Source organism: Cerasibacillus quisquiliarum, from assembly GCF_014202495.1.
GTDB lineage: Bacteria > Bacillota > Bacilli > Bacillales > Amphibacillaceae > Cerasibacillus > Cerasibacillus quisquiliarum.
The window spans coordinates 309,364-322,398 of the sequence record NZ_JACHHA010000002.1 but is presented as its reverse complement, the minus strand read 5'-3'; the positions used below and the strand labels follow the sequence as shown (position 1 = coordinate 322,398).

Genomic DNA, 13,035 nt, shown 5'->3' with positions numbered 1-13,035 from the left:
CTTTTATTTTTTAAGTCCTCTTTTAAAAGAAGTTAATACATTTTTTACATTGCCCATCCATATAATGTAACAGTTTGGATAATAATGAGGGTGATGTGCTTGTTAGAAATTTATTTTAAAAAGAATGAAGAAGTGACCTATTTTTGTGATCGATTGTATCATTTAACAAACGAAATTCATGTACAATGGGAAACAAATAAAGATTGGGGGAATCGTTTATATGTCCGTATATTAACAGATGAGATGAAAACGGCGGTTGCAAAAGCACTTGCTCATGTCTTTATAACATACCATTTAACAGACTATCTTAAAAAGATTCTACGTCATACGTATTATTATACAAATGATGAAGAATTAAAACGTATGACTCATCTCTCAGAAACGATGTTATTAGATGATGAAATCTTATTGAAAAATAAACGGTTAATCGATTGGTTAGAAGATATTTTTTTAGAGCAGATTAATGAAAATAATGCGCTTCATTTCCATTCTGTTATACAATTTCGTTTTACACATTTAAAATATCTACTGGAACAAATTGTCGGACTTGCTATTGATGATTATAAACGCGAGGAAGAGCACCAGGCTTTTATACATACGTTACGTGAATATATGAATCGCAAAAAAACGGGTGATAAATGTGTTCATGTTCTACAAGGTGATCCGTTTTCGTTTTTTAGTTCTGATGGAGAACGTCTGACATCAAAAGATTTAATTCAAATTATGAAGCAAGAACCTCTATATATTGTCGGCTTAGATGGTAATGAAATGAATTTAGCTCCTTTAATTGCAATTGCACCAAATAAAATATATATCTATGGTGAAGATCCTTCCGAGCCGAAAACAATGACTGTTATTAATGTATTCCAAGAAAAAGTGATGTTTTTACCATTATCAGAATTTCCTTTCTCAATTTAGTTGCAATTTTAATGACAACTAGCTATAATATTTTATAAATTATATTTCTATCGGTAAAGATAAGGACATGATTATTTGTTTATAAACAGTTCAGAGATAGAAGTCACAGGCTGAGAACTTCTACTGTTTGGCAAGTAATTACCACCTTTGAACCCTGTATATGAAATATGAGTAATATACAGCGCTAATCCACGTTAAGGAAAATGAAGTCGTTGTGAACAATATGTTCATAACGAGAACTAGGGTGGAACCACGATGCATACACTCGTCCCTTTGTTTTGAGGGAGGGGTGTTTTTATTTTGTTTTAATATTTAAAAAAGGAGTGTTTTAAAATGTCAGAGATTAACATTGTTTTCCCAGATGGAAATGAAAAAGCATTTCCAAAAGGTACAACAGGTGAAGATATCGCTAACAGTATTTCACCAGGACTTAAGAAGCAAGCATTGGCAGTTAGACTTGATGAGCAATTATTCGACTTAAGACGGGAACTACCACATGGTGGTCGGATTCAAATCATCACGTATAAAGATCAAGAAGGAATCGAGATTATGCGCCATTCAACCGCACATTTGATGGCACATGCAATTAAACGTCTGTATAAAGACGTCAATTTTGGCGTTGGTCCTGTCATTGAAGAAGGATTTTATTATGATATGGACCTTGATGTTTCGATAACACCAGAAGATTTACCTAAAATAGAAAAAGAAATGCAACGAATTATTGATCAAAATATAGAAATCAAACGGATTGAAGTATCTCGTGAAGAGGCGATTCAAAAGTTTAAAGAATTAAATGATCCACTTAAAATTGAATTGATTAAAGATATTTCAGAAGAAGAAACGATTACACTTTATGAACAAGATGACTTTGTTGATTTATGTCGTGGTGTTCACGTTCCATCAACCGGTAAAATAAAAGCCTTTAAATTATTAACGATCTCTGGTGCATATTGGCGTGGAGACAGTAAAAATAAACAATTACAACGCATTTATGGTACAGCTTTCGAAAAGCAAAATCAGTTAAAAGACCATTTACGTATCTTAGAGGAACGTAAAGAACGTGATCATCGTAAGCTTGGTAAAGAGTTAGGGATTTTTACTGTTTCGCAAAAAGTCGGACAAGGTTTACCACTTTGGTTACCTAAGGGTGCTACTGTGCGGCGGATTATTGAGCGATATATTGTTGATCTAGAGGAAAGACTAGGTTATGACCATGTTTATACACCAGTTCTTGGAAGTGCTGAACTATACAAAACTAGTGGACATTTAGACCATTATAAAGACGATATGTTCCCATCAATGAAGATGGATAATGAAGAACTTATTTTACGTCCAATGAACTGTCCGCATCATATGATGGTATATAAAAATCAATTGTATAGTTATCGTAACTTACCGGTTCGTATTGCAGAATTAGGGTTGATGCACCGTTATGAAATGTCGGGTGCTTTAGCTGGTTTACAACGTGTCCGTGGCATGACATTAAATGATGCACATATCTTCGCTCGTCCTGATCAAGTGAAAGAGGAGTTCAAAAGGGTCGTTACACTTATTCAACATGTATATAACGATTTTGGTATCGATGATTATTATTTCCGACTCTCATATCGTGACCCAGAAGATAAAGAAAAATATATTGATAATGATGAGATGTGGGATTACGCACAAGCAGCCCTTAAAGAAACAATGGAAGAAATGAATTTAGATTATGTAGAAGCTGAAGGAGAAGCGGCTTTCTATGGTCCGAAATTAGACGTACAAGTAAAAACAGCACTCGGTAAAGATGAAACACTGTCTACCGTTCAACTTGATTATCAAGCTGCAGAGAAATTTGATTTAACTTATATTGGAGAAGATGGGAAAGAACATCGTCCAGTTGTCATTCACCGCGGTGTTGTCTCTACGATGGAACGTTTTGTCGCTTTCTTACTTGAAGAATATAAAGGAGCTTTTCCAGTATGGCTCGCACCTATACAAGTGAAAGTTATTCCTGTTTCATTATCTGCTCATTTAGATTATGCGAAAGATGTGAGTGAACGTTTACGCTTCCAAGGTATTCGTGTTGAAGTTGATGAGCGCGATGAAAAAATTGGCTACAAGATTCGTGAAGCCCAAACAGAAAAAGTTCCATTTGCACTTGTTGTAGGGGATAAAGAGATTGAAGAACAAGCAGTAAATGTTCGCCGTTATGGAGAAAAGAAAACTGAAACACTCCGTTACGATCAATTTGAACAATTGATTAAAAAAGAAATCGAACAGAAAGTGTCACATTAATATTTAACATGCTCATTTTATTTGTATTCCATAATGGTTTCTGATAAGATATGGAATAGATATTCATTCATATACACGCATTTGACATCCAGGGAATTTGTGTGTTATAATGAATAAGTTGACATAATTAAATATGATCTGAGACAAGTAGAAGCACCCGCTTCTCACCTGTTCAACGCAATGTGCAGTTGACTGGTTACGCTCATTTATGAATGATAATGATTGGCGAAGTGTGGGTGTTTTATGCCCACACTTTTTTATGTTAGAATGATTAACAATTGTAATGAAGATCGTCCTGGACTTTCACTTGTCGAACAGATCAGCATTTTTTTAAAAAAATATGGAGGTGTCTGGCTATTAGCAAAGAAATGAACGTCAATGAGAAAATTCGTGCCAGGGAGGTTCGACTCATTGATTCAAATGGTGATCAGCTAGGGGTAAAGTCACGTAAAGAAGCATTGGAAATCGCTAAAACAAGAAATCTAGATTTAGTATTAGTAGCGCCAAATGCTAAGCCCCCTGTTTGTCGCATTATGGACTTCGGTAAATATCGCTATGAGCAACAGAAAAAGGAAAAAGAAGCACGTAAAAAACAAAGAGTCATTAATGTAAAGGAAGTCCGTTTTACACCGGCAATTGGTGAGCATGATTTTAATACCAAACTAAGAAATGCACGTAAATTCCTTGAAAAAGGTGACAAAGTGAAAGCGACCGTTCGTTTTCGCGGACGTGCTATCACGCATAAAGATTTGGGGAAAGAAGTTTTGGAACGCTTAGCAGATGAATTAAAAGATGTCGCTGTTGTTGAATCCAAAGCTCGAATGGAAGGACGCAATATGTTTATGATGCTTGCGCCTTCGAATGAAAAGTAATTAAGACAAGCATACGGCTTCGAAATAACTAAAAGTTGGATTGTACAAGGAGGAAGACAAATGGCTAAAATGAAAACCCATAAAGGTTCTCAAAAACGTTTTAAAAGAACAGGTACAGGGAAATTAAAACGTTCACATGCATATACAAGTCACTTATTCGCTAATAAATCTCAAAAGCAAAAACGTAAATTACGTAAAAGCGCAATGGTCTCTTCTGGAGATTTCAAACGTATTAAAAATATGCTTCCATAAATAAAATAACTAAAATATGAATAGAAAGATTTGTCGTAGGAGGGAACAACAATGCCAAGAGTAAAAGGTGGTACAGTAACACGTCAACGTCGTAAACGTGTTCTTAAACTGGCAAAAGGATATTACGGTTCAAAAAGAACTTTATTTAAAACAGCTAAACAACAAGTGATGAAATCAGGTCAATACGCATATCGTGACCGTAAACAGAAAAAACGTGAGTTTCGTAAACTATGGATTGCACGTATTAATGCTGCTGCACGTATGAATGACTTGTCATACAACAAATTCATGCACGGTCTAAAATTAGCAGGAATTGAAATTAACCGTAAAATGCTAGCTGACCTTGCAGTTAATGATGAACAAGCATTTGCTCAATTAGCTGAACAAGCAAAAGCAGCTTTAAAATAAATGTCTTTGTTAGAAATAGTGGTATCTAATCTATCCCATTTGTTTTAGAAACATATCCAAAGCTAATGTGATTGATTGGTACTAGGCAAAACAAGACCGGTTGAGTGAGACTCAGCCGGTTTTTGTTTAGAAATCGCAACGTATAAAGAATAGTAAGTATAATCATTGTTCAACTCGACTTATTTGTTAGATGTATCAAATAATTGATTGATTGGATGTTTCCATTCAAGTTCTGCATGTGGATAACGGAATAATATTTCTTTCTCGAGAAAATAAAGATCATCTCTTGATAACCCTTTTAGTTCGAGAGGATTTTTGACAGATAGGTGAATGGTGACAACTTCGAATGACTCATCTGTCGTTCCTAAATATTTTTCACCTTCAAATAAACAACCTTTATAAACTATTTGAAAATTTTTCTTACTATTATTCGGATCGTCTAAAAAGAAGAAATTACCCTCTTCTTTAGCTATAGCCAAATACCGCATCGGATTACGAAAGTATTTGATTAGTGTATAAATAATTGTAATGACCGCAATTAAAATGAGTATGCGAAAAAGATAGACAACAACCATGAGTAGCATCTCCTTGAGACTTATTATTACTGTATACGAATTATCATTACAAGAGGTTTCATAATTTTATCATATAAATGAATGGTATAATTGAATAAAATGACACAACTAATCTTTTATGATAGATGTATCATATGCATCATCAATTATGAGTGTATAACATAATTGTTGCTAGACTGAAATAGAGAGAATCTAACGGAATAGGTGATGTGAATGGCGTATGAATTGAAAGTTAATCTCATCCATGATGAAGCGAAGTTACCATATCGAGCGAATAAAGGGGATGCAGGACTTGATTTATATTCTGTCGAGGAAAAAGTCATTAAAGCTGGGGAATCTGAGTTAATTAGAACGGGTATCCAAATTGAGTTACCTAAAGGAACTGAAGCGCAGATTAGACCAAGAAGCGGCTTAGCCTTAAAACACTCAATAACAGTTTTGAATAGTCCAGGAACAATTGATGAAGGATATCGCGGTGAACTGAAAATTATATTAATTAACCATGGTAAAGAAGATTTCACAGTAGAAAAACATATGCGAATCGCTCAGATGGTTATTGCACCAGTGCTACAAGTTGAACCTGTAAAAGTAGAACAATTATCTCCGTCAAAACGAGGAGAAGATGGTTTCGGTTCATCTGGAAAATAAAAATAAATAAAAACGCAACTTTTTTGAAAAATATCCGTTATAATAGATATACGCATACATATGAAATAAATGGAGGAATGACAATGCCTAAAATGGATGAAACATTAACGATGTTAAAAGATTTAACAGATGCTAAAGCAATTTCAGGAGATGAAAAAGAAGCAAGAGATGTGATGGAAAAATATATTACGCCATATGCGGAAGAAGTTTATACAGACCATCTAGGCAGTTTAATTGCTAAAAAAACAGGTGATGAAAACGGACCGAAAGTAATGGTTGCAGGTCACTTAGATGAGATTGGATTTATGGTCACACGTATCGATGAAAAAGGATTTGTATATTTTCAAACTATTGGTGGCTGGTGGAGTCAAGTGATGCTTGCTCAACGCGTGACAATCATGACAAGTAAAGGTGATGTAACTGGTGTTATTGGTTCGAAGCCACCACATATTTTACCACCGGAAGCAAGAAAAAAACCTGTAGCTATTAAAGACATGTTTATCGATATTGGTGCAACAAGTAAGGAAGAAGCACTCGAATTTGGTGTAAAACCAGGGGATTCGATCGTTCCTTATTTTGAATTTACACAACTTAAGAACGAAAAAATGCTAATGGCTAAAGCATGGGATAACCGAATCGGCTGTGCAATTGCTATTGAAGTCTTAAAGCAATTAGAAAATAGCAAGCACCCTAATATTGTATATGGTGTTGGAACAGTTCAAGAGGAAGTAGGTCTTCGTGGAGCTAAAACATCAGCACATATGATTAAACCAGATATTGCTTTTGCCGTTGATGTCGGAATTGCAGGGGATACGCCAGGAATTAGTGAACATGATGCAGATAGTAAACTAGGTGATGGACCACAAATTATTTTATATGATGCATCGATGGTATCTCATAAAGGTCTACGTGATCTAGTCGTCCAAACTGCTGATGAAAAAGATATACCTTATCAGTACGCATCTATTGCAGGCGGTGGAACAGATAGTGGTTCAATACATTTAACAGCAGATGGTGTCCCAGCTTTATCAATTACAATAGCAACACGTTATATTCACTCACACGCCGCGATACTACATCGTGATGACTTCGAAAACGCAGTTAAATTAATTGTAGAAGTGATAAAGAAATTGGATAGAGAGACAGTCAATAAAATCACGTTTAATTAATTTAATAAGATGAGTAGCACTTTTTAAATAGGATCTAAAATAAAAAGGAACAGCTTCGCGAATAGAAGAGCTGTTCCTTTTTATCATGTAATCGAATAAGATAAAAGTTTTTACACTATCATTATGAAAGTTTTTTCAACCAATGTATGTATGTATTACTTTTTTGACATAATTATTTGTTTCTTTAAATGGTGGGATGCCTTGATATTTATCAACGTTACCTGGACCTGCATTATATGCTGCTAAAGCAAGCTCTATACGCCCGTTATATCTATCAAGCATTTGTCTTAAATATTTTGTCCCACCTTCTATATTTTGAACTGGATCATACGGATTTGTAACACCGAGAGAACGTGCAGTGTTAGGCATGAGTTGCATAAGGCCAATTGCCCCAGCATGACTTCGAGCTTGTGGATTATAATTTGACTCATGTTTAATAATGGCTTGAATCAGTTTTTCATCTACATGATACTTTTTTGCCATTTGTTTAATAACTGTTGAATAGTTATGCTTCATTTGTATCGGTTCTGTTTTTTCTTTGTTAATTGTATTCGTATGTCGTGTCGAACGATTAAGTGTAGGTGATAAATGTTGTGCTTGATTAATTTTTTCTTGCAATAATTGTCTGAAATTTAACGTTTGCATCGTTTGTGTACTTGAAAATAAAGGTTTAGTTTCTGATAAGAACATAGGCATACTATAAGCTTGAATATACTGTCCTATCAAACGTGGTTCGATTGACATGACATCACTCTCCTATTATTATTTTATCTATAAATGTAACAAGATGCAATGGAAAGTGTAAATATAAAGACAAGAAAGGAAAACGGAGTTCAGTTGATTCTAAAAACTGGACTCCATCTATTGTCATTTTTAATAAGAGGAATTTTGACTAGCTTCTTTAACACCTTGTTCGAGAGCAGATACCATTTCTTGGCGATTTGTTGTATTAGATTTTTGCCAAATAATTTCAAATAACACCCCGAGTCCAGGGAGCATTTTCTCCTCACCATTTTCAATCGCGTCGACAATTGTTGCTTCAAGCTGTTCTGGAGTATTATTGGAAATATTAGCTACAATCGCTTTTCGTAAATTTAAATTCATAAGATCACTCCTTTAATGCGAGTTACTACGGTTAGTTTGACCACCATATGATAAAATATGTATGATGTCATAAGTAAATGATTGAGTAGAAAGGGAATTTAAATGGACATGATTACATCCATCCAAAATGAAAAAGTAAAAGATTGGCGTAAATTACATAAACGCAAGGAAAGACAGAAAACGAAATTATTTATAGTTGAAGGTTATCATTTAGTAGAAGAAGCATGGAAAAGTAACTGGGAGATAGTAGAAGTCATCGTTATGGATCAAATAGATATTCCGTCTTGGTATACAGATAATAATATTACAATTGTAAGTAAACAAGTCTTTCAATCGATTTCAACAACAAAATCACCGCAAGGAATATTAGCTGTCGTGAAGATGAAACAGACTTTTATTCAAAATGGTAAACATCTCCTACTAATTGATGCTGTCCAAGATCCAGGAAATCTAGGAACAATTATTCGAACAGCAGATGCTGCAGGTTTAGGAGGGATTATTCTCGGTGAAGGAACTGTCGATGCTTTTAATGAAAAAGTGATACGCGCAACACAAGGATCGCTTTTTCACATACCGATTAAAGAAGCTAAACTCAATCATGAGATTAAACAGTTAAAAAATATTGGGTACACTATTTGGGCTTCTTCACTAGAACAAGCACATCATTATCAACATATTCATGTACCAGAAAAAGTAGCACTGTTATTAGGAAATGAAGGCTCTGGTATAAAACAAAAATATATTGAACAGGCAGATTTGTCTGTTAAAATTCCGATTTACGGAAAAGCTGAATCATTAAATGTGGGCGTGGCAGCAAGTATTTTGATGTATTATATCGTCCAAAACACGTATATAAATAAGTAGCATTTGCAAAATCATTCGTCTATCATTATAATATGTATGTAATATTGTAATAAAATAAAGCGAAGAAAGAGCCTATTAACAAGTGAAAATAGGGTAAAGGAAGGAAATGTCAATGACTGAGAGCATTTCCACTCTATTTTGTTAATATTTCACTCTGGAGCTGACACTTAGACCTTATTTTGATAAGTAAAGGTGTTCCGGATTTGATTCCGTTATCATGAAAGAGTTGGGCATGTATATGCCAACAAGGGTGGTATCGCGATTTAAACCTCGTCCCTTTTTTAGGGAGGAGGTTTTTTTAATATATTTATTAGGAGGTATAGGAAATGAAGGAAAAACTCGAAACGATTCATAAAGAAGCAGTTGCTAAGATTAAAGATATTAATGACATGAAGTCTTTGCAAGAATTAAGAGTTAAGTATTTAGGGAAAAAAGGATCGATTACAAGTGTCCTAAGAGGTATGGGGAAGTTAGCGAAAGAAGAACGCCCGATTATTGGTGAGATGGCCAACAAGATCCGTCAGGCTATTACATCATCAATTGAAGAAAAACAAGCTAAGTTAGAACAAGAAGCAATGGATAAACAATTACAAGAAGAAGTAATTGATGTCACACTACCTGGTCGCCCTATCCAAGTTGGTGGACCACATCTATTAACACATATCGTTCAAGAAATAGAAGATTTGTTTATCGGTATGGGTTTTGAAGTAAAAGAAGGTCCACAAGTAGAGACGGATTATTATAATTTTGAAGCGTTAAACTTACCGCAAAATCATCCAGCTAGAGATATGCAAGATTCATTCTATATTACAAATGAATTATTGTTGAGAACACATACATCCCCTGTACAAGCACGAACAATGAATGCTTATAAAGGTGAAAAACCAGTCAAAATGATCTGTCCAGGTGTCGTTTATCGCCGTGATCATGACGATGCGACACATTCACATCAATTCAATCAAATAGAAGGTTTATACGTTGATAAAGATGTACGTATGAGTGATTTAAAAGGCATTTTGAATTTGTTTGCGAAAAAAATGTTTGGTGAAGATCGTGAAATTCGTCTTCGTCCAAGTTTTTTCCCATTTACTGAACCATCTGTTGAAATGGATATTTCATGTAAAGTGTGTTCAAAGAAAGGTTGTTCTGTTTGTAAACAAACAGGTTGGATTGAAGTATTAGGTGGGGGAATGGTGCACCCACGAGTGTTAGAAATGGCAGGCTATGACCCGAAAGTTTATACTGGCTTTGCATTCGGGATGGGTACAGACCGAATTGCTATGTTAAAGTACGGGGTCAACGATATTCGACAATTTTATATGAATGACAAGCGCTTTGTGACGCAATACCATCAAGCTTAGGAGGTCTATATATTATGCTCGTATCATTAAATTGGTTAAATAAATATGTTGATATATCTCATATTAGTCCTGAAGAATTAGCAGAACGAATCACAAAATCAGGGATTGAAGTCGAACGTATTGAATACATAGGTGAAGCAAATCCAGATGTTATCGTTGGTTATGTGGAATCATGTGAAAAACATCCGAATGCTGATAAGCTAAAAGTCTGTCATGTTGATATTGGTCAAGATGAGACTTTGCAAATCGTATGTGGTGCACCGAATGTGGCAAAAGGACAAAAAGTTATTGTGGCAAAACCAGGTGCAACTTTACCAGGTAACATAAAGATTAAAAAAGTTACATTACGTGGTGTTGAATCAAACGGGATGATTTGTTCATTACAGGAATTAGGAATCGATGAAAAGTATATTCCAAGTGAGTATGCTGATGGTATTTATATTTTTCCAGATGACGTTCATGTTGGAGAGCGGGTAGAATCGTTACTTAATTTGGATGATGTCGTTTTAGAGTTTGATTTAACACCAAATCGTGCCGATAGTTTAAGTATGTTAGGTGTTGCTTATGAAGTAGCAGCTATTTTGGATCAGCCTCTTCGTTTACCAGAGGTAAGTGTCAATGAAATTGATGAAGAAGCTAAACACTATGTGAATGTAACTGTCGAGTCAACAGATTTATGTTCATACTATGGAGCTTTTATCGTAAAAAACGTTGACATTAAACCATCCCCATTGTGGATGCAACATTTTTTAATGGCTGCAGGCATTCGTCCGATTAATAATGTTGTCGATATTACAAATTACGTCCTTTTAGAGTATGGACAACCCCTTCATGCATTTGACTATGATCGTTTAAACAGTAAAGATATACTTGTTCGTCGAGCAATTGAAGGAGAAAAGATTGAAACGTTGGATAATGTGGAACGACAATTGACAAATGAAGATTTAGTCATTACAAATGGAAAAGAACCAATTGCTTTAGCAGGTGTTATGGGTGGTGCTAATACAGAGGTTCATGATGGGACGACAAATATCTTACTTGAGGCAGCTTATTTTGATCCAGGTTCCGTTAGAAAAACGGTGAAAAAGACGGGATTACGAAGTGAAGCGAGTACTAGATTTGAAAAAGGCGTTGATCCTAATCGTGTTCGTCAAGCAGGCGTTAGAGCATGTCAATTATTAGAGAAATATGCGAATGCACAAGTGTTAAAAGGTGTTGTGGAATATGATAAATTAGATCGTTCAGAGAAGACGGTTGTAATAAATACTGATAACATTAATAAGCGTTTAGGGTCAGAAATGACATCAGAAGAAATCGCACATATTTTAAAAAAGCTTCGCTTCGACTACGAGCAAGAGAATAAAGAATTCACAGTGCATGTTCCAACTCGCCGTGGGGACATTACTATTTTTGAAGATATGTTAGAAGAAGTGGCTCGTATTTATGGATATGATCATTTACCTTACACATTACCAAAGCATTTTTCACAAGTTGGTGCTTTAACAAATCGTCAACAACTGATTCGTAAATTGAGAACATTTTTACAAGGTGCTGGATTAATGGAAGCAAGGACATATGCGTTGACGAAAGAAAAGTATGCCACGCGCTTTTTGAGTCCTGAAATTCAAGCCATAAACCCACATCCTATTTCTGTCCAAAAACCAATGACAGAAGATCATCAATATTTACGGTTGAGTCTCATACCAGAACTTTTAAAATCAGTCGCATACAATAAAGCACGAAACGAATATGATTTGGCATTTTATGAGTTGGGAAATATATTTATTTCAAAAGAAGAAGTTATTACGAAACAGCCTGCCGAAGAATTGCGTCTGTCTGGAGCATTAACGGGTGAGTGGGTTGATCATAAATGGCAAGGTGCTAGTAAACAAGTAGATTTCTTTGTCGTTAAAGGTATACTGGAAGGATTGTTTCAATACTTACAATTACCTATAGAGTATAAAGCGTCCAAACTTCCACAAATGCATCCTGGTCGTTGTGCGACAATATATATGAATAACGAGCCAATAGGCTTTTTAGGTCAAATTCATCCTCTTGTGCAGAAGGAAATGGATTTAAAAGAAACTTATGTGTTTGATTTAAATGCTGAGGCCATTTTAGATGCACATACGCATCATGCAACATATGAACCAATTCCTAAATATCCATCGATTGAACGTGATGTAGCTTTTATTTTGGATGAAGATGTGTTAGCAGGTGATGTCAAATCATTAATCGAAAAGATAGGCTCACCACTCGTTAAAGCAGTTCATATATTTGATGTGTATAGTGGTGAACATTTGCCAAAAGGTAAAAAATCGGTTGCATACAACCTAGTCTATCAAGATCCTAATAAAACATTAAAAGATGACGAAGTAGATATATCTTTTAAAGACATTATTGAACAAGTTAATAAAACATTTGATGCTTATGTTCGTTCATAAGTAAAAGGAGTCCCCATAAGAGTAGGGGCTCCTTTTCAATTACAAATGCTCATCAACCAAATGTAAAATACACAAATGAAGAATTTAAACGAGTCGAACAAATGCTTGACATTTTGTCAGAAACTGTGCTTGAAATTAGAGTTTCC

General features: G+C 35.0%; 13 protein-coding genes and 2 other annotated features. Of the genes, 10 read left to right on the top strand and 3 right to left on the bottom strand.

The features are described from left to right. The first annotated feature begins 99 nt into the window (after window positions 1-99). From ytxC to rplT, 5 genes are all read left to right on the top strand, one after another. Window positions 100-918: a sporulation protein YtxC gene (ytxC, locus tag HNQ35_RS04390; RefSeq protein WP_170226661.1), complete on the top strand. Its 819-nt coding sequence runs from the start codon at window positions 100-102 to the stop codon at window positions 916-918. A gap of 47 nt (window positions 919-965) precedes the next feature. Beyond that, window positions 966-1,194, top strand: a binding site (T-box leader). Window positions 1,195-1,251: 57 nt separating this feature from the next. Then, window positions 1,252-3,192, top strand: coding sequence for a threonine--tRNA ligase (gene thrS, locus HNQ35_RS04385; protein WP_146937730.1), 1,941 nt, complete (start codon window positions 1,252-1,254; stop codon window positions 3,190-3,192). Between the two features lie 139 nt (window positions 3,193-3,331). Next, window positions 3,332-3,457, top strand: a sequence feature (ribosomal protein L20 leader region). 103 nt (window positions 3,458-3,560) lie between these two features. Next, window positions 3,561-4,064, top strand: a complete 504-nt coding sequence (infC, locus tag HNQ35_RS04380; RefSeq protein WP_146937728.1) for a translation initiation factor IF-3 — start codon at window positions 3,561-3,563, stop codon at window positions 4,062-4,064. A 60-nt stretch (window positions 4,065-4,124) separates the two neighbouring features. Beyond that, window positions 4,125-4,316, top strand: a complete 192-nt coding sequence (gene rpmI / locus HNQ35_RS04375) for a 50S ribosomal protein L35 (RefSeq protein WP_146937727.1) — start codon at window positions 4,125-4,127, stop codon at window positions 4,314-4,316. Between the two features lie 51 nt (window positions 4,317-4,367). Then, window positions 4,368-4,724, top strand: coding sequence for a 50S ribosomal protein L20 (gene rplT, locus HNQ35_RS04370; protein ID WP_146937726.1), 357 nt, complete (start codon window positions 4,368-4,370; stop codon window positions 4,722-4,724). A 179-nt stretch (window positions 4,725-4,903) separates the two neighbouring features. Here rplT and HNQ35_RS04365 read toward each other — a convergent pair whose 3' ends face one another. After that, entirely contained in the window at window positions 4,904-5,299 is a 396-nt protein-coding gene (locus tag HNQ35_RS04365) for a sigma-w pathway protein ysdB (protein ID WP_146937724.1), read from the bottom strand. Window positions 5,300-5,512: 213 nt separating this feature from the next. Between HNQ35_RS04365 and dut the strand changes: the two genes are divergently transcribed. Continuing rightward, on the top strand, window positions 5,513-5,947 hold the full coding sequence (gene dut, locus HNQ35_RS04360) for a dUTP diphosphatase (protein WP_146937722.1): 435 nt from the start codon (window positions 5,513-5,515) through the stop codon (window positions 5,945-5,947). Window positions 5,948-6,030: 83 nt separating this feature from the next. Continuing rightward, window positions 6,031-7,116 (top strand): M42 family metallopeptidase, encoded by a 1,086-nt coding sequence (locus HNQ35_RS04355; protein WP_146937719.1) that lies wholly within the window; start codon window positions 6,031-6,033, stop codon window positions 7,114-7,116. A gap of 135 nt (window positions 7,117-7,251) precedes the next feature. Here the strand turns inward: HNQ35_RS04355 and HNQ35_RS14400 are convergent, their stop codons facing one another. Further along, entirely contained in the window at window positions 7,252-7,860 is a 609-nt protein-coding gene (locus HNQ35_RS14400) for a lytic transglycosylase domain-containing protein (protein WP_146937717.1), read from the bottom strand. A gap of 129 nt (window positions 7,861-7,989) precedes the next feature. After that, a complete protein-coding gene (gene sspI, locus HNQ35_RS04345; RefSeq protein WP_146937715.1) occupies window positions 7,990-8,220 on the bottom strand; it encodes a small acid-soluble spore protein SspI in 231 nt (76 codons plus the stop codon). A 102-nt stretch (window positions 8,221-8,322) separates the two neighbouring features. Between sspI and HNQ35_RS04340 the strand changes: the two genes are divergently transcribed. The 3 genes from HNQ35_RS04340 to pheT all read left to right on the top strand — a co-directional run bounded on the left by HNQ35_RS04340 (window position 8,323) and on the right by pheT (window position 12,889). Next, window positions 8,323-9,084 (top strand): TrmH family RNA methyltransferase, encoded by a 762-nt coding sequence (locus HNQ35_RS04340; protein ID WP_307724225.1) that lies wholly within the window; start codon window positions 8,323-8,325, stop codon window positions 9,082-9,084. A 326-nt stretch (window positions 9,085-9,410) separates the two neighbouring features. Beyond that, window positions 9,411-10,445: a phenylalanine--tRNA ligase subunit alpha gene (gene pheS, locus HNQ35_RS04335; RefSeq protein WP_146937713.1), complete on the top strand. Its 1,035-nt coding sequence runs from the start codon at window positions 9,411-9,413 to the stop codon at window positions 10,443-10,445. Between the two features lie 14 nt (window positions 10,446-10,459). Continuing rightward, window positions 10,460-12,889, top strand: a complete 2,430-nt coding sequence (gene pheT / locus HNQ35_RS04330; protein ID WP_146937711.1) for a phenylalanine--tRNA ligase subunit beta — start codon at window positions 10,460-10,462, stop codon at window positions 12,887-12,889. Window positions 12,890-13,035 lie beyond the last annotated feature (146 nt).

Excerpts from the sequence above, each read along its gene's own strand:
- rplT (WP_146937726.1), top strand. The coding sequence starts at position 4,368 with ATGCCAAGAGTAAAAGGTGGTACAGTAACACGTCAACGTCGTAAACGT.
- HNQ35_RS04365 (WP_146937724.1), bottom strand. The coding sequence starts at position 5,299 with ATGGTTGTTGTCTATCTTTTTCGCATACTCATTTTAATTGCGGTCATT.
- HNQ35_RS04355 (WP_146937719.1), top strand. The coding sequence starts at position 6,031 with ATGCCTAAAATGGATGAAACATTAACGATGTTAAAAGATTTAACAGAT.
- dut (WP_146937722.1), top strand. The coding sequence starts at position 5,513 with ATGGCGTATGAATTGAAAGTTAATCTCATCCATGATGAAGCGAAGTTA.
- HNQ35_RS14400 (WP_146937717.1), bottom strand. The coding sequence starts at position 7,860 with ATGTCAATCGAACCACGTTTGATAGGACAGTATATTCAAGCTTATAGT.
- HNQ35_RS04340 (WP_307724225.1), top strand. The coding sequence starts at position 8,323 with ATGGACATGATTACATCCATCCAAAATGAAAAAGTAAAAGATTGGCGT.
- pheS (WP_146937713.1), top strand. The coding sequence starts at position 9,411 with ATGAAGGAAAAACTCGAAACGATTCATAAAGAAGCAGTTGCTAAGATT.
- thrS (WP_146937730.1), top strand. The coding sequence starts at position 1,252 with ATGTCAGAGATTAACATTGTTTTCCCAGATGGAAATGAAAAAGCATTT.
- sspI (WP_146937715.1), bottom strand. The coding sequence starts at position 8,220 with ATGAATTTAAATTTACGAAAAGCGATTGTAGCTAATATTTCCAATAAT.
- infC (WP_146937728.1), top strand. The coding sequence starts at position 3,561 with ATGAACGTCAATGAGAAAATTCGTGCCAGGGAGGTTCGACTCATTGAT.
- pheT (WP_146937711.1), top strand. The coding sequence starts at position 10,460 with ATGCTCGTATCATTAAATTGGTTAAATAAATATGTTGATATATCTCAT.
- rpmI (WP_146937727.1), top strand. The coding sequence starts at position 4,125 with ATGGCTAAAATGAAAACCCATAAAGGTTCTCAAAAACGTTTTAAAAGA.